Source organism: Mesorhizobium sp. ESP-6-2 (genome assembly GCF_020164675.1).
Lineage (GTDB): Bacteria > Pseudomonadota > Alphaproteobacteria > Rhizobiales > Rhizobiaceae > Mesorhizobium.
On record NZ_JAIUGT010000007.1, the window covers coordinates 142,631 to 160,943 of the forward strand.

The window sequence follows — 18,313 nt, forward strand, 5'->3', positions numbered from 1 at the left end:
GTCTTCGAAGGAATCCTGCGATGTTTTTCAAGCTGCCGAAGGGGCCGATGGCCCCGCCCCAACGCGTCTCGACTGATCAGCCGCCGATCCCGCGGCAGGACGTCGAACACCCTTTTTATCTCTATTTTCACACGGAGGACGGACCGATGTTCGATCCCTACAGAATACCTGGCTCGAGGAGCCTGCATATCCACCGGCTGCCGACCTGGGCGCTGCTGATCGGCGAAACCTATTCGTCGGCGGTCCACGCCGAGGTTCGCCGCCGCCCGCATCGCGGCATGCTGCCGGACGTCGATTTCTCGCGCGCGGTTCCCGACCCGAGCCGGCCCTCGTTGGTGCGCCGTATCATCCGGGCGATCCGGCCGGGCGCGAAGATCCGCCTTGTCGACACCGCACCGTCAGGATCAACAAAAGAGCCTGTCGGCGAAAAGCCTGCGAACCCCTATATAGCGCGAAGCAGGGCCGACGGTCCGGATGATTCCGGACCGTCGGCCCTCGGCGCCCTGCGGTCCGAGGACTTCGTACGTTCACGCGCCGCGTGAGCGGAAACAGATTTCATGAGCATGACCTATGTTGTTGTTTAGCTGGTTTGAAAAAAGGCTCGATCCGTTCCCGGGCGCAGAGCCAGTCGAGCCGCCCAAGACGCTGGTTGCCTTCTGCCTGCATTACACGCGCGGCGCATGGCCCTATATCCTGGTCGATGCGGTGCTGGTGGCGGCAATTGCCATCGCGGAAGTGTGGATGTTCGGCTTCCTAGGCCGCATCGTCGACTGGCTTTCGGGGCAGAACCGCGAAACCTTCCTGCAGACGGAGGGCTGGAAGCTCGCCAGCATGGCCTTTGTCGTGCTGTTCGCGCTGCCTGGCACGGTATGGCTGCATTCGCTGCTCAACCAGCAGACGCTGATGGGCAACTACCCCATGCGTATCCGCTGGCAGGTGCATCGCTATCTGCTCAAGCAGTCGATGAGCTTCTACCAGGACGAATTCGCCGGCCGCATCGCCACCAAGCTGATGCAGACGGCACTCGCCGTGCGCGAATGCGTGATCAAGGTGATCGACGTCCTGAACTACGTCATCGTGTATTTCCTCGGCATGCTGCTCATCGTCGGCTCGGCCGACTGGCGGCTGGCCGCACCGCTCGGCGTCTGGATGGTCGGCTACATCCTTCTGCTGCGCTATTTCATTCCTCGGCTGGGCAAGGTCGGCGAGGAACAGGCCAATGCGCGCTCGGTCATGACGGGCCGCGTTGTCGACAGCTACTCCAACATCCAGACGGTCAAGCTGTTCAGCCATGCCCGTCGCGAGGCCTCCTTCGCCAAGGAGGGCATGATGGGCTTCCTCGACACGGTCTACCGGTCGATGCGGCTGGTGACGGTGCTGTTCGGCTCGCTCTACATCCTGAATGCGCTTCTCCTGTTCTCGGTTACCGCCATCTCGTTGTGGCTGTGGCTGGGCCAGGCGGTGACGATCGGCGCGGTCGCCGTGGTCATCGGCCTGGTTCTGCGGATGTGGGGCATGTCGCAGTGGATCATGTGGGAAATGTCGGGCCTGTTCGAGAATATCGGCACGGTGCAGGACGGCATCGCCTCGATTTCGCTGCCGCGCCTTGTCGAGGACAGGCCCGGTGCGAAGGAGATCACGGTCTCCAAAGGCGAGATCCGCTTCGAGGACATCCGCTTCCACTATGGCAAGCAGAAGGGCGTCATCGAGAACCTTTCGCTGGCGGTGAAGCCGGGCGAGAAGGTTGGCATTGTCGGCCGCTCCGGCGCCGGCAAGTCAACGCTGGTGAATCTTCTGCTGCGGTTCTACGACCTCGAAGCCGGCCGTATCCTGATCGACGGCCAGGAGATCGCAGCGGTGAAACAGGATTCGCTGCGCGCCCAGATCGGCATGGTCACGCAGGACACTTCGTTGCTGCATCGTTCGGTGCGCGAAAACATCCTCTATGGCCGGCCCGACGCCAGCGACGACATGCTTGTCGAGGCTGCGCGGCGCGCCGAGGCGCTGGACTTCATCGCCGGGCTTTCGGACCATAGCGGCCGCAAGGGATTCGACGCCTATGTGGGCGACCGCGGCGTCAAACTGTCCGGCGGCCAGCGGCAACGCATCGCCATTGCTCGCGTTATGTTGAAAGACGCGCCCATACTCATCCTTGACGAGGCGACGTCGGCGCTGGATTCCGAGGCGGAAGCGGCCATCCAGGAGAACCTCTACAAGCTCATGCAAGGCAAGACCGTCATCGCCATCGCCCACCGGCTGTCGACCATCGCGGCGATGGACAGGCTTGTGGTGATGGACCAGGGCCGTGTCATCGAGGAAGGTTCGCACGAGGAATTGGTGGCCAAGGGCGGGCTCTACGCGCAGCTCTGGCAGCGCCAGTCGGGCGGTTTCCTGCTCGATGACGGCCCGATCGATGTCGCAAACGACGTTGGCGCAAAGGGACAAGCCGCTGAATGATGGCCGCCGCCGCATGATGACAGCCGTCTATCGCTGGTTCGAGAACTGGGTCTATCCGTTCAGGGAGCCCACGAATCTCCGGCCGCCGTCCGGCGTCGCCGGTTTTCTCTGGCACTATGTCGGCCAGGCCAAGTTCGCCTTCTTCGCCATGCTGGTCATCGGCGGCATCGCGCCGCTGGTCGAGGCCGGGCTGTTCTACTTTGTCGGGCGGTTGGTCGACATCCTCGACCAGCTTCCCGGCGAACGCAGCTGGCATGCGCTGTGGACGGCCGCCGGGCCGGAACTTGTGTTCATGATCGTCGTGGTGCTGGTCGTCCGCACCATCGTCGTCGGCCTGTCGGCCCTGGTCGACGAGCAGACAATCACGCCCGGCTTCTACAATCTGGTGCGCTGGCAGGCGCACCGGCACGTGTCGCGCCAGTCCTACTCCTTCTTCCAGAACGATTTTGCCGGCCGCATCGCGACAAAAGTCTGGCAGGCCGGGCAAGCGACCGGCGACCTGATGGAAAGCTTCATCGAGGTCGTCTGGTTCATGATCGTCTATACGGTGACGACGCTGGCGCTGGTCGCGGGGCTCGATATCAGGCTCGCAGTGCTGGTGGTGATCTGGATCGCGGCCTTCGGCTTTCTGGCCAGGCTCTATCTGCCGGCAATCCGCAAACATGCCGAGGCGACCGCCGAGGCGGGGTCGATGATCACCGGCCGCATCGTCGATTCCTACTCCAACGTGCAGACGCTGAAACTGTTCTCCGCCGACGGCGACGACCGCTACATCAGGAGCGGCTTCGACATCTATCTCGACGCGTTGCGCCCGTTCACGCGCCGGCTGACCGGCGTGCGCATGGCGCTGACGACGCTGTCGGGCATCATGATCACGGCGATCGGCTGCTTTGCCGTCTATCTCTGGGTCGAGGGCTCGATCACCGTCGGCGCGGTCGCCTTCACACTGTCGTTGGTGCTGCGGCTCAACATGCTGCTTGGCCGGCTGATGATGCAGCTCAACAGCATCCTGCGCAATCTCGGCGTGCTGGAGAATTCCAAGGCGCTGATCTCGCAGCCGCTCGGTCTGGTCGACGCTCCCGACGCCCGGGAACTGGTCGTGGCCGGCGGGCGGATCGAGGTGAAGAATGTCGAGTTCCACTACGGCAAGGGGTTCGGCGTGCTCAACGGCATCGATCTCGTGGTGCGGCCGGGCGAGAAGGTCGGGTTGGTCGGGCCGTCCGGCGCCGGCAAGACCACGCTCGCCAACCTTATCCTGCGGCTGTACCAACTCGAAGGCGGAAAGATCGCCATCGACGGCCAGGATGTCTCCCGGGTGACGCAAAATTCGCTGCGCGCCAATATCGGCGTCGTCAGTCAGGACACGGCGCTTTTTCACCGTTCGCTACGCGACAATATCAAACTCGGCATGCCCGACGCCACCGACGCGCAGGTGATCGCGGCGGCCAGGAAAGCCGAGGCGCATGATTTCATCCTGACCTTGCGCGACAATCGCGACCGCCAGGGCTACGAAGCCTATGTCGGCGAGCGCGGCGTCAAACTGTCGGGCGGCCAGCGCCAGCGCGTGGCAATCGCCCGTGTCTTCCTCAAGGATGCACCGATCCTGATCCTGGACGAGGCGACCTCGGCACTCGATTCCGACATCGAGGCGGCGATCCAGGAAAACCTGACGCGGCTGATGGAAGGCAAGACGGTCATAGCTATCGCCCACAGGCTGTCGACCATCGCCGCGCTTGACCGTCTCGTCGTGCTCGACGGCGGCCGCATTGTCGAACAAGGCACGCATGACGAACTGGTGGCGCTCGACGGGCTCTACGCGCGGCTGTGGAAGCGTCAGTCCGGCGGCTTCCTCTATCACGAGGAAGCCGTGCTGGAAGAGACGCGGCCGGCGGAGTAGCGGCATGGGCGCGACGCAGGAGACCGGCTATCTGCTGAAACGGCTGCGGCCGACGACACCGGCCTTCGATGCGCTGATGGAAGAGAGCCGACGGGAAGGCTACTGGATGCTGGTGCGGCTTCGCGACGGCTGGGCAAGCGGCCGCAACAAGTTCCTGAAACAGGGCGAGGCGCTGTTCGGAGCGTGGCACGGCGGCGAACTCGCCGGCGTGTGCGGGTTGAACATCGATCCCTATTTCGAGGGAAGGGACCACGGCCGGGTCCGGCATCTGTTCGTCGGCACGCGCCATCGGCGCACGGGCCTGGGCCGCATGCTGGTCGAAACCGTTGTCGACAGGGCGCGCCGCTATTTCGCCGTGCTCAACACCCGTGCGCCTCAGGAAGCCTTCGGCTTCTATGAGCGGCTTGGCTTCGCGCCGGTGGCGGGCGAAGAATTCGTCACGCACCGGATGATTTTCGAGAAAGGAGGTTGAAATGTCCCTGCGCCCGCCGTCCCGTCTGACCAGCGCCTCGGCCGCTGAAGCCGCCTTCGACGCGCTTGGCCATGAAGTCCTCGCCGAGAAGGCGGCGGCGCTCGGCCGCGCTGGACAACGCGTCGAAGAAACGCTGGCCCGGCTGCGCAACAATGGCGACGAGCAGTTGCGTCCCGGGCTGCTCAAGGAGGCGGCGGTGGCGGTGCACGGCTACTTCATCCAGCGCGAGCTCTGTGGCCTTCGAAAGCACGATGCCGTCATTCGCGAATACGACATCCCGAAGGCGGTCCTGGTCAGGCTCGGCGCCATGTAGGGTCGGCGTTTGTCGCGCCGATCTCCCTGTGGAATCTCGCCAGGCGGATGGCGAGCGCTTCGGGGTTCTCGTCGGCGACGAAGTGCCCGCTGTCCGCGATAATGTCGCCTTCGACATTGGAAAGCCCGGCGGCCCTAAGGCCTTCGACATAGTCGCCGATGTCGCCGGACTCGGCCGAACCCCTGAGATACAGCACCGGAATCGCTATCGGCGTCGCGGGCTGCGCGGCATTGGCTTTGGCATCTTCGGGGAAGGCGCGATACCAATCGAAACCGGCCTGGAGGCTTTCAGGCCGGGAATAGGCTCTCGCATAGATTTCCCTGGCCTGCGCGGGGATCGACGCCCGATCCTTCGAAAGCACATTGAAGAAGAAGTCGAAATAGGTGCTTTGGTGGCCGCTCACCAGCGTTTCCGGCAGCGCCGGGACGGCATGGAAGGCAAAGTGCCAGATCCGCGGATTGCGAATGACCTCTTCCCATGGCGCGACACCTGGAACGGCGACATCCATGATCGCCGCGCCGGAAAGGATCTCAGGATGGTCGCGCAGCAGGGCGAACACGATCTGGCCGCCGACATCATGACCGGCCGCCACGAGGTGCCGCAGCCCGCAAGCCTCGGCAACGCCTCTCATCAGCCTCGCCAGGGTTCTCTTGTCGCCGGCCTCAGGCATGCCTTGCGAGCCGCCGATGCAGGGCAGGTCAGGTGCGACGACCCGGTAGTCGGCAGCCAGCCGGCCGATCACCCCTTCGAACGCATAGGAGCTTTGCGGCCAGCCATGCAGCAGCAGGAATGCAGGCGCTTCAGCCGGGCCTGCCTCGCGGATCGCTATGCTCAGCCCTTCGATTTCGATTTCAGAGGTTTGCATGTCCTGGCCCTGCCGGCTGCCTATGCCATAGATCTAGGCGGCGATCGGAAAACCGACAGAGCTGGATTGTTTTGACGCGGTTGCGGTAGGAAAGCGTTTCACACTTTTCCAGGAATTGCGCTTTTCCAGGAATCACCTGGGCCGGGATCACTCCAGCCACTGGGTGAGGAAAGTGCCGTTCTCGTGGATGTCGGTCGTTTCCAGCGGGCCGGGGCCGAGATTGGTGAATTTGTGCGGCGTGCCGGGCGGCACGATGACGATCTGGCCGGCGGAGGCCTCGATCTCCTCATCGCCGACCGTGAACAGGCCGGTGCCCTGGCGGATGATGAAGATCTCGGCGTAGGGATGGGAATGCAGGCGCGGTCCGCCGCCGGTCTCCGGCAGATAATTGAAGATCAGGCAGGAGTTGGAGCCGTAGGGGGCGCATTGCAACTCGCCCTTCCAGCGGTCGGGGCGAACAGCCCATTCCTCGCGGTCTATGACATGTGCCATGGTGCAGGATAGACCATCCCGGGGCCAGGTGTCGAGGCGAAGCTGGACGCCGGATTAGCCGTTGTTTCCCGGTTGTTTGGCGGTGTTTCACAGCCATTCGCCGTCTTGTCGGGCGATGGCGGATTCTGCCCCCGCGACAATCTGCCCTTGTGCCTTCACCCGTCTGGACAAAAACGGACTTCACGCATAAACCGAAGCCCAAATGCCGGAGGAATTCGCTAGCCTGTTCGCCATGCGCTGTCGGGTTGGCGTGAATGGGCGGGGAACAAGGCTCGGCCACCGGCACGGAAGAGGCGAAAGGATCAGGTACCCGTGAGCGCAACCGACACCCAGGATCCCAACCGTCGAGATTTTCTCTACGTCGCCACCGGCATGGCCGCCGTGGTCGGCGCGGGCGCCGTCGCCTGGCCGTTCATCGACCAGATGCGCCCCGATGCCTCGACGCTGGCGCTCGCGTCGGTCGAGGTCGATGTCTCCTCACTGACGCCGGGCATGTCGCTGATCGTCAAGTGGCGCGGCAAGCCGGTCGTGGTGCGCAACCGCACCGAACAGGAGATGAAGGACGGCGAGGCAGTCAATCTCGCCGATCTCAAGGATCCGATCGCCCGCAACGCCAACCTGCCGGCAGACGCCCCGGCGACCGATGCCAACCGCACCACGCCCGGCAAGGAAGCCTGGATGGTGATGGTTCAGGTCTGCACGCATCTGGGCTGCATTCCGCTCGGCCAGGAAGGCGATTTCGGCGGCTGGTTCTGCCCATGCCACGGTTCGCAATACGACACCGCCGGCCGCATCCGCAAAGGCCCGGCGCCCGAGAACATGGCTGTGCCGGTATTCAAGTTCATTTCCGATACCAAGATCCTTATCGGTTGAGGCAGGGGATATTTCGATGAGCGAGGGACACTCGACCTATACGCCCAAGACCGGTATCGAGCGCTGGTTCGACGCGCGCATGCCTCTGCCGCGGCTGATCTATGACAGCTTCGTCGCCTATCCGGTGCCGCGCAACCTCAACTATGCCTGGACCTTCGGCGGCATCCTGTCGATCATGCTGGTGGCGCAGATCCTGACCGGCATCGTGCTCGCCATGCACTACACGTCCGACACCAATCTCGCTTTCGATTCGGTCGAAAAGATCATGCGCGACGTGAATTCCGGCTGGCTGCTGCGCTACATGCATGCCAATGGCGCGTCGTTCTTCTTCGTCGCCGTCTACATCCATATCTTCCGCGGCCTCTATTACGGTTCCTACAAGGCGCCGCGCGAGCTGCTGTGGATCCTCGGCTGCATCATCTACCTCCTGATGATGGCGACCGGCTTCATGGGCTACGTGCTGCCGTGGGGCCAGATGAGCTTCTGGGGCGCCACCGTCATCACCGGCTTCTTCAGCGCGATCCCGCTGGTCGGCGACTGGATCCAGCAGCTTTTGCTCGGCGGTTTCGCGGTCGACAATCCGACCCTCAATCGCTTCTTCGCACTGCATTACCTGCTGCCGTTCATGATCGCCGGCGTCGTGGTGCTGCACATCTGGGCGCTGCATGTCGTGGGCCAGTCGAACCCGACCGGCATCGAGGTCAAGTCGAAGACCGACACCGTCGCCTTCACCCCTTACGCGACCATCAAGGACGCGTTCGGCATGATCGTGTTCCTGTTCTTCTTCGCCTATTTCGTCTTCTACCTGCCGAACTATCTCGGCCACCCCGACAACTACACGGTCGCCAACCCGCTGAAGACGCCGGCCCATATCGTTCCGGAATGGTACTTCCTGCCGTTCTACGCGATCCTGCGCGCCATCACCTTCAACATAGGGCCGATCAACTCCAAGCTCGGCGGCGTGCTGTGCATGTTCGGCGCCATCGCCATGCTGTTCCTGGTGCCGTGGCTCGACACCTCCAAGGTGCGCTCGGCGGTCTACCGGCCCTGGTACAAGCTGTTCTTCTGGCTGTTCGTGGCCGATGCCATCCTGCTTGGCTGGCTGGGCTCGCAGCCGGCGGAAGGCAGCTATGTGTTCATGGCGCAGATGGCGACGCTGTTCTACTTCGCCTTCTTCCTGATCATCATGCCGGTGCTCGGCCTGATCGAGACGCCACGCAGGCTGCCGAACTCGATCACCGAGGCGGTGCTCGAGAAGAACAAGGGCGGCAGCGGGCATCCGGCGGGCGCCACGGCCGCACCTGAGACCAAGGGCTGAGCGGTAGAGAATCTAAGGGGATTTGGCATGAAAAAGATTCTCACCTCGCTTGCGCTGGTCGGCCTTGTGGCCGCCGGCATTGGGGCCGCGGGCACCTGGGCGATCGCGGCCGAAGAGGCGCACAACGCGGCGGCGCCGACGCATTTCCCGATCAACGAACCGAAGGAAATGGACTGGAGCTTCACCGGCCCGTTCGGCACCTATGACAAGGCGCAGCTGCAGCGCGGCCTCAAGGTTTACAAGGAAGTCTGCTCGGCCTGCCATTCGATGAACCTGGTGGCATTCCGCACGCTTTCGGACCTCGGTTATTCCGATGCGCAGATCAAGACGCTGGCCGCCGAGTACACCATCCATGACGGCCCCAACGATGCCGGCGACATGTTCGACCGTCCCGGCAAGCCGTCCGACCATTTCCCGGCACCGTTCGCCAATGAGGAAGCCGCGGCCGCCTCCAACGGCGGCGCAGCCCCGCCCGACATGTCGCTGCTGGCCAAGGCGCGCGGCGTGGAGCGCGGCTTTCCGCAGTTCGTCTTCGACATCTTCACCCAGTATGATGCAGGCGGCCCCGACTACATCCACTCGCTGCTGACCGGCTACGACCAGACGCCTCCGGCTGGAATGGTCATCCCGGAAGGCACGCACTACAATCCGTATTTCATGTCCGGCGTGTCGCTGAAGATGCCCAAGCCGCTTTCCGACGGCCAGGTGACCTATGACGACGGCGCGCCGCAGACCGTCGACCAGTACTCCCGCGACGTCGCCGCTTTCCTGGCGTGGGCGGCCGAGCCGCATATGGAAGCCCGCAAGAAAACCGGCTTCCGGGTGCTGGTGTTTCTGCTCCTGTTCGGCGCACTGGTCTACATGACCAAGCGCAAGGTTTGGGAAGCCGTCGCGCACTAAGCCGCGCGGCCGGAGATTGAGGAAAGGGCGCCCGCGAAGCGCCCTTTTTGCTTGCCGAAGCGGCTGGCGCGTGAGGTGGTCGCTTTCTTGTCCAACAAGCCGGTTGGCAGCGCGGCAGGCGATTGCTATTCGACGCCCCGACGGCGGCGAAAGCTTTGCCGCCTATAGGGCGTTTGGGGTTCCATGATGCGGCTCAACGACTGTCACAACTTTTCGGATTTCCGCCGCATGGCGCAGCGGCGGCTGCCGGGGCCGATCTTCAACTATATCGACGGCGCGGCGGACGACGAGGTCACCTACCGCCGCAACACCGAGAGCTTCGAGACCTGCGACCTCGTTCCCAACGTGCTGCGCGGGGTGAGCGAGACCGACATGTCGGTGACCGTCATGGGCCAGAAGCTGGCGATGCCGTTCTACTGTTCGCCGACCGCCCTCCAGCGGCTGTTCCACCATCAGGGCGAACGGGCGGTCGCCAGGGCCGCTGCAAAATACGGCACCATGTTCGGCGTCTCTTCGCTCGGCACCGTCAGCCTCGAGGAAGTGCGAAAAATCAGCAGTGGACCACAGGTCTATCAGTTCTACTTTCATCGCGATCGGGGCCTCAACCGGGCGATGATGCAGCGGGCACGGGAGATCGGGGTCGAAGTGATGATGCTGACCGTCGACAGCATCACCGGGGGAAACCGCGAGCGCGACAAGCGCACCGGTTTTGCGATTCCCTTCAAGCTCAACCTGGCGGGAATGACCCAGTTCGCGCTGAAGCCTGCCTGGGCGATCAACTATTTCACGCATGAGGCGTTCAAGCTGCCGCAGCTGGACGAGCATGTCGACATGGGCGGCGGCACGATGTCGATCAGCCGCTACTTCACCGAAATGCTCGATCCGTCGATGACGTGGGACGACGTCGCCGAGATGGTGAGGCTCTGGCCGGGACCGTTCTGCCTCAAGGGCGTCATGTCGGTGGAGGATGCCAAGCGCGCCGTCGAGATCGGCTGCAAGGGCATCGTGCTGTCGAACCATGGCGGCCGGCAGCTGGACGGTTCGCGGGCGGCTTTCGACCAGCTCGCCGAAATCGTCGATGCGGTCGGCGACAAGATCGATGTCATCATGGATGGCGGCGTGCAGCGCGGCACGCATGTGCTCAAGGCGCTGTCGCTCGGCGCCAAGGCCGTCGGCGTCGGACGCTACTATCTGTTTCCGCTGGCGGCGGCGGGCCAGCCTGGCGTCGAACGGGCACTCGAACAGATGCGCATCGAGATCGAACGCGGCATGAAGCTGATGGGGTGCAGCTCGATCGAACAGTTGACCCGCGAGAATTTGCGGTTTCGGTGATCGCCATCGCTTCGATGCGAAAGATCGCAGCGCCGACAGAGGCATGCCTTTGGACGTATGTGCTGCTTTCGCCGGATGCGCTTGTCTCGGCCGCCACATCGCGCTAGCCGTTGTCGGTCGCGCCGGGTTAGGATTTGGCGCTGCGCCATTTCACGCCTTTCCGCCGAAACTGGACCACCCGGAGCCGCCTCATGAGACCTTCGCTCGAAGACACGCTGCTGGCGGCGATCCGCACCATCCCGGACTATCCCAAGCCCGGCATATTGTTCCGCGACATCACCACCCTGCTCGGCAATGCGCGCGCTTTCCGCCGCGCCATCGATGAGCTGGTGCATCCCTACGCTGGCGAGAAGATCGACAAGATCGCCGGCATCGAAGCGCGCGGCTTCATCCTCGGCGGCGCCGTCGCCCATCAGCTCTCTGCCGGCTTCGTGCCGATCCGCAAGAAGGGCAAGCTGCCCTATGAAACGGTGCGCGTCGCCTACAGCCTGGAATACGGGCTGGACGAGATGGAGATGCACAAGGACGGCGTGTCGCCGGGCGAGAAGGTGATTCTGGTCGACGACCTGATCGCCACCGGCGGCACGGCGGAGGCGGCGGTGAATCTCCTGCGCCAGATCGGCGCCGACATCCTCGCCGCCTGCTTCGTCATCGACCTGCCGGATCTCGGCGGCCGCGCCAAGCTGGAAGCGCTCGGCGTGCCGGTGCGGACGCTGATCGGGTTCGAGGGACACTGATAGGGGGCGGTTTTCCTTCTCCCCTGTGGGAGAAGGTGACCTCGCGAAGCGAGGTCGGATGAGGGGTGTTCCAGGGAACGCCAACGTCTCACTCCGCTGGAGCACCCCTCAACCGTCTCGGCGCTGCGCGCCGATCCACCTTCTCCCACAAGAGGAGAAGGGAAAAGCGCCGCCACTACTCCACCTTGACCAGCACGGCGCTTTCGAACTCCAGTACCTTGTCGCCGGTCGAATCGAAGGCTTCCGAGCGCAAGGTCAGCACCCGCCAGCCCGGACGTGAGGCGATCGGGCGGTGGGAAAGGGCGGTGCGGGTGAAGGTCACGGTCTGCCCGGCATAGACCGGCTTCAGCCATTTCAGGTTCTTGAAGCCAGGCGAGGGGCCAAATTCGGGCGTCGGGCCAGGGCCGGTCCACTCGGCATCCATGCGGGTTTCGAGGTTGAGCTTCATCCAGGTGGCGGCGGTATGCCAGCCGGACGCACACAGCCCGCCCAGAACGCTCTTCTTCGCGGCATCCTCATCGACGTGGAAGACCTGGGGGTCGTATTTGCGGGCGAAGGCCTTGATCGCCTCGGCTTCGAACGTATGCGAGCCCAGCGTGACGGTGGTGCCGACGCGGAAGAATTCGTCCAGCATCATGCAAGGCTCCCTGCGGCATTGCGCGTGAGGAACATGACGGAATTCTCGAGCTCGAAGACGCTTTCCCCGCGTTGGTTGACTAGCTCGCTGCGCATGGTCACGAAGCCGAGCTGCGGTTTCGATTTCGAAGGACGCTTGGCGAGGACGACGAGGCTGCCCTTGAGCGTGTCGCCGGCCAGCACCGGCTTCTTCCATTTGACCTGATCGACGCCGGGCGCGCCCTGGCAGGTCGAGTCCAGCAGGAAGGCATCGCATAGCATGCGCATGAACATGGCACAGGTATGCCAGCCCGAGGCCGAGAGGCCGCCCAGGATGCTTGCCTTGCCGGCCTCTTCGTCGAGATGCATCGGCTGGGCATCGAATTCACTGGCGAACTCGATGATCTCGGCCGCGCTCACCTGTTTGGTGCCGAGGTCGAACGAGGCTCCTTCAACGAAGTCCTCATAGGCCCATGTCTTTCCAGTCATGGCGTGGAATCCGGTTGCAGAACGTGCGATCCACATGGATCGGCAAACCCGGATGCAGGCCGGACGGCGTTTGGTCAAGCCCTTTCTGGTGAGCCAGCCGCGGGCGCCCGGCCGGCCGTTGCGATCATAACCAGCCGCGGCGGCGGAAATACCAGAAGGGCAGGATCGCCGACAGAACCATCATGGCGATCGCGAACGGATAGCCGAGCTCCCATTTGAGCTCGGGGATGACGTCGAAATTCATGCCGTAGATCGAGGCGACCAGCGTCGGCGGCAGGAAGATGACGGCGGCGACCGAGAAGATCTTGATGATGGCGTTCTGCTCGATAGAGATCATGCCGAGCGTGGCGTCGAGCAGGAAGGAGATCTTCTGCGACAGGAAGGTGGCGTGGTCGGCAAGAGAAAGCACGTCACGCGACAAGGTCTTGATGCGGGCGCGGACGTCCTTGCTCATCTTGGCCTGGGTCGCGACATGGGCGAGGAAGCCGGCCAGCCGCTGCAAGGAGATCAGGCTGTCGCGCACGGAGGAAGCGATGTCCTCCTTGCGGCCGATGCCCTTCAAGAGTTCCTGGAAATCACGGTTGCGCTTCGACACCTTGGTCGATCGCGCCTCGAAAATGTCGCGCGAGATCGCTTCGACGTCACGGCCGGCGCGCTCGAGGATGTCGGCGAGCCGGTCGACGATCGCTTCCAGCAGGCCGATCAGGATGGTGTCGCCGCTGGTGCAGCCGGTCGCCACCTTCTCGGCGCGCAAGGGGAAGGTCTTGAACGCTTTCGGTTCGTGATAGCGCACGGTGACCAGCCTGTTGCCGGCTAGCGCGAAGGTGACCGGCGAGATCAGTGGATCGTCGACGTCGGTCTGGGCGGGCAAGGTGGCGGTCATGAAGTAGGCGCCGTCCTCGATATAGAGGCGGCTGGAAATCTCGATCTCCTCCATCTCCTCGCGGGTCGGAATGGCGATGCCGAGCCAATTCTCGATTGTTGCCTCTTCGTCCTTGGTCGGATTGAAGAGATCTGCCCAGACGACCTTGTCGCCATTGGCCAGGAGATCGTCCGTGAGACGCAGGCGATCATTGTCCACGACGAAAGCCTTGATCATCGCCAGATCTCCCTGCCGGAAAGCGCGTTCGGATTGCTGCGTCGTATCGGATCGCACTACCCTTCGTGCGCCGAGCCTGTGCCCGCCGCTTAGACTTGCGGCATGACAAAATCAAGACAAGCCGGACTAGGGGCCGACACCAGGGACGCTCAGAAAACTCGTAGAGCAGCCGGCAGTATGAAAGCTTCGACGGGTCGGGTCATCGACCGCGGTTCGGGCTTATCGTGGAGAGCAGGCCGGACCCGCGGGGGCCGGCCTGCGAATGTCCCTATCGGGCGCTCGGCAGGATCTGGTGCAGCACGATGGCCCAGACGGCGCCGAAGGCGATGGACGAGCCCAGAATGTTTCCGCTGCGCGGCGCGCTGGACCGGCACATGCATGTCGGGCTCGGGACGGACATTTCCGGCGGCTACAGCCCGTCGCTCTTCGACGGCTGCCGGCATGCGCTGTCAGCCTCGAGGACGCTGCAGAGCGGTGTCCATGCCGGCCTGGACGCGGCGCAGCGCGGCGCACCCGGCGCGCCGATCACGCATCAGGAGGCGTTCTGGCTGGCCACCGCCGGCGGTGCCGAAGCGCTTGACCTGCCGACGGGCAGCTTTCGCGTCGGGCATGAATTCGACGCGCTGCTGATCGACACGACGGCGAAGGCCTCGAACATCCACATCATCCCGGCGGACGATATGCTCGACGATGTCTTCCAGAAGATCGTGCTCAACGCGGCACGCGCCAACATCGCCGCGGTGTGGGTGAGCGGAAGGACGGTGGCCGGGCAGTAGCCACGTCGCAGTCGCAGATCGGGCCTATGCACGCGACGGTTCCTCGGCAAGAGGTTGTTTTTGCGCCTTCAGCAACATGTCCTTGGCGGCGATCACCGCGCCGACCGTGATCAGGACGCAAGCGAGCGCAACAGACCAGTGGAAGACGCCGAATCCGGCCAGCAGCAGCACGATCACCGAGAACAGCGGCGCGGCATAGGAAAGCGCGCCCAGGATCATGATGTCTCCATGCTTGCAGCCATAGTCCCATGCATAGAAGCCGGCGCCGAGCGGTATCACGCCTAGAGTGACGATAGCGCTCCATTGCGTCATCGTCTGCGGCCAGACAGTGATCTCGAGCGCGAGATGGAGAGTGAAGGCGACGGCCGCGGTGATCAGGCAGTACACCGCCACCACATCGGTCGGCACTTGGCCGAAACGGCGCGACAGGACGGAATAACCGGACCAGACGAAGGCGCAGAACAGGGCAATGACGTGGCCCGGCTTCACGCCGTCGGCAAGCCCCACGCTGCCGCCCTTGGTGATGACGACGATGGCACCCGCCAGGCCGAGCATCACACCGGCTATGTGGTGAGACCTCAGCCGCTCTCCCGGCAGGAAAGCGGCGAAGACGACGATCAGCAATGGCCAGAGATAAGCAATCAGGCTCACCTCGACGGGCGGCGCGGACTGGATGGCGAAAAAGTACGCGCAGTGATAGATGCACAGCCCTGCCGTGCCGATCGCCCAGACCTGCCATGGCTGCCGTAGCGACTTGAGCGCCGACGGGCGGACCATCCAGCTGGCCGCTCCGACTGAGCCTCCCAGCAGAAAGGTCATCGCGGCCAGTTGAAAAGGCGGGACGGGCCCGGCGGCGGTCGACAGCAGCGCGAGGAACGACCACGTCAGGATGGCCGAGAAACCGATCAGGGTTGGGATCGTCCTATTCATATGGTCCCTTCCGCGTTCACTGAGCCAATAGCGGAAAGGCCTAGCGAGGGCAGCCCGTGCACGGCCTCACCCTGTCGGGAATGCGACGCGGCTTGGCCCGTTCACACTTCGGCCTAGGATCCCTGCGGATATGACCGAGGGATCACGTGTTGAACTTGAACAGCATGATGTCGCCGTCCTGGACGACATATTCCTTGCCTTCGTCGCGCGCCTTGCCGGCTTCCTTGGCCGCTACTTCGCCGCCCAGCGTGACGAAATCATTATAGGCGATGGTCTGGGCGCGGATGAAGCCACGCTCGAAATCGGTGTGGATGACGCCGGCCGCCTGCGGCGCCTTGGCGCCCTTGTGCACAGTCCAGGCGCGCGTCTCCTTCGGCCCAACGGTGAAATAGGTGATGAGCTGCAACAGTTCGTAGCCGGCGCGGATTACCTTGTTCAGGCCGGGCTCGTCGAGGCCGAGCGAGGACAGAAATTCCATCTCTTCCTCGTCGGAGAGCTGCGCAACCTCGGCTTCGATCGCGGCCGAAATAACGACGGTGCGGGCGCCCTGCGCGGCGGCCATCTGCTCCACGGCCCTGGTGTGCTCGTTGCCGGTGGCAGCATCCGCCTCGGCGACGTTGCAGACGTAGAGCACGGGATGCGAGGTCAGAAGGTTCAAGCCCTGCAGGATGCGCAGATCTTCCGCCGAGATGCCGTCGAGCAGGATGCGGGTCGGCTTGCCTGCCTGCAGAAGCTCAAGCGCTGCCTCCATCATCGGCAGCACGGTCAAGGCTTCCTTGTCCTTGCCGGACGCGCGCTTGCGGAATTGCGCGATGCGGCGTTCGAGGCTCTCGAGGTCGGCGAGCATCAGTTCGGTCTCGACAGTCTCCGCGTCGGCGACCGGGTCGATGCGGCCCTCGACATGGGTGATGTCGTCATCCTCGAAGCAGCGCAGCACATGCACGATGGCATCGACCTCGCGGATGTTGGCGAGGAACTGGTTGCCCAGGCCTTCGCCCTTCGAGGCGCCGCGCACAAGGCCGGCGATGTCGACAAAGGAGATGCGGGTCGGGATGATCTCCTTCGACTTGCCGATCGCGGCGATCTTCTGCAGGCGCGGATCGGGCACCGCCACTTCGCCGGTGTTCGGTTCGATGGTGCAGAACGGGTAGTTGGCGGCCTGCGCGGCGGCCGTCCTCGTCAGCGCGTTGAAAAGCGTCGACTTGCCGACATTGGGCAAGCCAACGATGCCGCATTTGAAACCCATTTTGTCCGGTCCTATCGGGAATTCGAGATTTGGTGAGGGCTATGGGCGATAGGGGTGATGAACGTCAAGCCCTGTAACGCCCATGGACCCAAGCTCAGTCCTTGTTGCCGAACAGCTTCTTCAGCATGGCGGCCATCGGGCCGCTCTCCGGCAGCTTGACGGGCGCCTGCTGCGGGCGTGCCTGCCGGACGTGGCTTTGCTGTTTCGGCGCCTTGGGTGGCGGCCGGTCGTCATCGCCGGTCGGCACGAGCTTGTCGCGCAGCGCCAGCGTGATGCGGTTCATGAAGGAATTGTCGTCGCCCTTGGCGAGCAAGCCAGCGTCGTCGGCGATCACGTCGAGCAGCACGTCCAGCCATTCGCGGTCGGCCTTGGCGAAATCGCCGAGCACATGGCCGTGCACCATCTCCTTGACGCCGGGATGGCCGACACCGATCCGTACCCGGCGATAGGCATTGCCGACATGCTGGTCGAGTGAGCGGATGCCGTTGTGGCCGCCCGAGCCGCCGCCCACCTTGACCCTGACCTTGCCGGCCGCAAGGTCGATCTCGTCGTAGAAGACGGTCAGCGCCCCGGGGCCGAGCTTGTAGAAGCGCAGCGCTTCGCCGACCGACTGGCCGGACAGGTTCATGAAGGTCTGCGGCTTGATCAGGATGATCTTTTCGCCGCCGAGCGTGCCCTCGGCGATCAATCCCTGGAATTTCTTAGACCAGGGCGAAAAGGAGTGGCGGCGGGCGATCGCGTCCGCCGCCATGAAGCCGACATTGTGCCGGTTGTTCATGTATTTCGCGCCCGGATTGCCGAGGCCTGCAAAGACAAGCGGCATCGTCAGCTCCGGGCGTGAAAAGTTACTTCTCTTCGGCGGCGGGAGCCGCCTCAGGTGCAGCCTCGACCGTCTCTTCCGTCTCCGGCTTCATTGCCGACGAACCGGCGACGGTCGCGATGGTGAAGTCGCGGTCGGAGATGACGGGCTTGACGCCGGCCGGCAGCTTGACCGACGAGATATGGATCGAATCGCCAATGTCGGCGCCGGTGAGATCGACGGTGATGAATTCCGGGATCGCATTGGCCGGGCAGTGGAACTCGACCTCGTGACGCACGATGTTGAGCACGCCGCCGCGCTTGATGCCGGGCGACTTGTCCTCGTTGATGAAGTGGACAGGCACGTCGACATTGACCTCGGTGTCCTTGCCGATGCGCAGGAAGTCGACATGGACAGGGAAATCCTTGACCGGGTCGAGCTGGAAGTCCTTCGGCAGGACCTGGATCTTCTTGCCGTCGACGTCGATCGTGGCGATCGTGGTCAGGAACCCGCCGCCGTGGATCTTGTAGTAGATGTCCTTGTAGGTGAGAGCGATCGCCAGGGGAGGCTGCTTGTCACCGTAAATTACTGCAGGCACTTTACCGTTGCGGCGAACTGCACGGGCGGACCCCTTACCGACCTGTTCGCGCGCTTCGGCCTTGAGCTCGTAAGTATCGTGGCTCATGGCACTTCCTTTCGCGTT

20 protein-coding genes are annotated in these 18,313 nt (G+C 63.6%); 11 read left to right on the forward strand and 9 right to left on the reverse strand.

Going from position 1 to position 18,313, the window contains the following annotated elements; all coding sequences use genetic code 11:
- Positions 1-20: 20 nt before the first annotated feature.
- Genes LB532_RS19430 through LB532_RS19450 form a run of 5 tightly spaced genes read left to right on the forward strand, consistent with a single transcriptional unit; the run spans position 21 to position 5,139 of the window.
- Complete coding sequence (locus tag LB532_RS19430) at positions 21-542, forward strand: hypothetical protein (protein WP_181169365.1); 522 nt, start codon at positions 21-23, stop codon at positions 540-542.
- Positions 543-570: 28 nt separating this feature from the next.
- Positions 571-2,457 carry an ABC transporter ATP-binding protein gene (locus LB532_RS19435; RefSeq protein ID WP_140639739.1) on the forward strand — a complete coding sequence of 629 codons (1,887 nt, stop codon included), beginning with the start codon at positions 571-573 and terminating at the stop codon, positions 2,455-2,457.
- Between the two features lie 13 nt (positions 2,458-2,470).
- Entirely contained in the window at positions 2,471-4,354 is a 1,884-nt protein-coding gene (locus LB532_RS19440) for an ABC transporter ATP-binding protein (protein ID WP_140639738.1), read from the forward strand.
- Positions 4,355-4,358: 4 nt separating this feature from the next.
- Positions 4,359-4,826, forward strand: coding sequence for a GNAT family N-acetyltransferase (locus tag LB532_RS19445; protein ID WP_140639737.1), 468 nt, complete (start codon positions 4,359-4,361; stop codon positions 4,824-4,826).
- Between the two features lies 1 nt (position 4,827).
- A complete protein-coding gene (locus tag LB532_RS19450; RefSeq protein WP_224557078.1) occupies positions 4,828-5,139 on the forward strand; it encodes a DUF6665 family protein in 312 nt (103 codons plus the stop codon).
- Here LB532_RS19450 and LB532_RS19455 read toward each other — a convergent pair.
- Positions 5,120-6,004, reverse strand: a complete 885-nt coding sequence (locus LB532_RS19455) for an alpha/beta fold hydrolase (protein ID WP_140639735.1) — start codon at positions 6,002-6,004, stop codon at positions 5,120-5,122. The genes LB532_RS19450 and LB532_RS19455 overlap by 20 nt on opposite strands.
- A gap of 147 nt (positions 6,005-6,151) precedes the next feature.
- On the reverse strand, positions 6,152-6,496 hold the full coding sequence (locus LB532_RS19460; protein ID WP_140639734.1) for a cupin domain-containing protein: 345 nt from the start codon (positions 6,494-6,496) through the stop codon (positions 6,152-6,154).
- 312 nt (positions 6,497-6,808) lie between these two features.
- On the opposite strand from LB532_RS19460, the gene petA reads away from it, so the two are divergent.
- The 5 genes from petA to LB532_RS19485 all read left to right on the forward strand — a co-directional run bounded on the left by petA (position 6,809) and on the right by LB532_RS19485 (position 11,656).
- The gene (gene petA, locus LB532_RS19465) at positions 6,809-7,369 is read left to right on the forward strand and encodes a ubiquinol-cytochrome c reductase iron-sulfur subunit (RefSeq protein ID WP_027024461.1); all 561 of its coding nucleotides are present in this window, start codon (positions 6,809-6,811) and stop codon (positions 7,367-7,369) included.
- 16 nt (positions 7,370-7,385) lie between these two features.
- The gene (locus tag LB532_RS19470; protein WP_140496035.1) at positions 7,386-8,687 is read left to right on the forward strand and encodes a cytochrome b; all 1,302 of its coding nucleotides are present in this window, start codon (positions 7,386-7,388) and stop codon (positions 8,685-8,687) included.
- 27 nt (positions 8,688-8,714) lie between these two features.
- Complete coding sequence (locus LB532_RS19475) at positions 8,715-9,587, forward strand: cytochrome c1 (protein ID WP_140639733.1); 873 nt, start codon at positions 8,715-8,717, stop codon at positions 9,585-9,587.
- Positions 9,588-9,773: 186 nt separating this feature from the next.
- A complete protein-coding gene (locus tag LB532_RS19480; protein ID WP_181169376.1) occupies positions 9,774-10,919 on the forward strand; it encodes an alpha-hydroxy acid oxidase in 1,146 nt (381 codons plus the stop codon).
- 191 nt (positions 10,920-11,110) lie between these two features.
- Positions 11,111-11,656 carry an adenine phosphoribosyltransferase gene (locus LB532_RS19485; RefSeq protein ID WP_140639731.1) on the forward strand — a complete coding sequence of 182 codons (546 nt, stop codon included), beginning with the start codon at positions 11,111-11,113 and terminating at the stop codon, positions 11,654-11,656.
- A 175-nt stretch (positions 11,657-11,831) separates the two neighbouring features.
- Here the strand turns inward: LB532_RS19485 and LB532_RS19490 are convergent, their stop codons facing one another.
- From LB532_RS19490 to corA, 3 genes are all read right to left on the reverse strand, one after another.
- Entirely contained in the window at positions 11,832-12,293 is a 462-nt protein-coding gene (locus LB532_RS19490; RefSeq protein WP_140516910.1) for a MaoC family dehydratase, read from the reverse strand.
- Positions 12,290-12,760: a MaoC family dehydratase gene (locus LB532_RS19495; RefSeq protein WP_140496031.1), complete on the reverse strand. Its 471-nt coding sequence runs from the start codon at positions 12,758-12,760 to the stop codon at positions 12,290-12,292. The genes LB532_RS19490 and LB532_RS19495 overlap by 4 nt, the downstream gene beginning before the upstream one ends.
- 124 nt (positions 12,761-12,884) lie before the next feature.
- Positions 12,885-13,859: a magnesium/cobalt transporter CorA gene (gene corA, locus LB532_RS19500; RefSeq protein WP_140516906.1), complete on the reverse strand. Its 975-nt coding sequence runs from the start codon at positions 13,857-13,859 to the stop codon at positions 12,885-12,887.
- Between the two features lie 302 nt (positions 13,860-14,161).
- On the opposite strand from corA, the gene LB532_RS19505 reads away from it, so the two are divergent.
- Entirely contained in the window at positions 14,162-14,635 is a 474-nt protein-coding gene (locus tag LB532_RS19505; RefSeq protein WP_224557081.1) for an amidohydrolase family protein, read from the forward strand.
- Positions 14,636-14,659: 24 nt separating this feature from the next.
- Here the strand turns inward: LB532_RS19505 and LB532_RS19510 are convergent, their stop codons facing one another.
- From LB532_RS19510 to LB532_RS19525, 4 genes are all read right to left on the reverse strand, one after another.
- Positions 14,660-15,565 (reverse strand): DMT family transporter, encoded by a 906-nt coding sequence (locus tag LB532_RS19510; RefSeq protein WP_140639730.1) that lies wholly within the window; start codon positions 15,563-15,565, stop codon positions 14,660-14,662.
- 142 nt (positions 15,566-15,707) lie between these two features.
- Positions 15,708-16,811, reverse strand: a complete 1,104-nt coding sequence (ychF, locus tag LB532_RS19515; RefSeq protein ID WP_140524909.1) for a redox-regulated ATPase YchF — start codon at positions 16,809-16,811, stop codon at positions 15,708-15,710.
- A 94-nt stretch (positions 16,812-16,905) separates the two neighbouring features.
- Positions 16,906-17,634 (reverse strand): aminoacyl-tRNA hydrolase, encoded by a 729-nt coding sequence (gene pth, locus LB532_RS19520; RefSeq protein WP_140639729.1) that lies wholly within the window; start codon positions 17,632-17,634, stop codon positions 16,906-16,908.
- Positions 17,635-17,656: 22 nt separating this feature from the next.
- Positions 17,657-18,295 (reverse strand): 50S ribosomal protein L25/general stress protein Ctc, encoded by a 639-nt coding sequence (locus LB532_RS19525; protein ID WP_140496025.1) that lies wholly within the window; start codon positions 18,293-18,295, stop codon positions 17,657-17,659.
- Between the last annotated feature and the right edge of the window lie 18 nt (positions 18,296-18,313).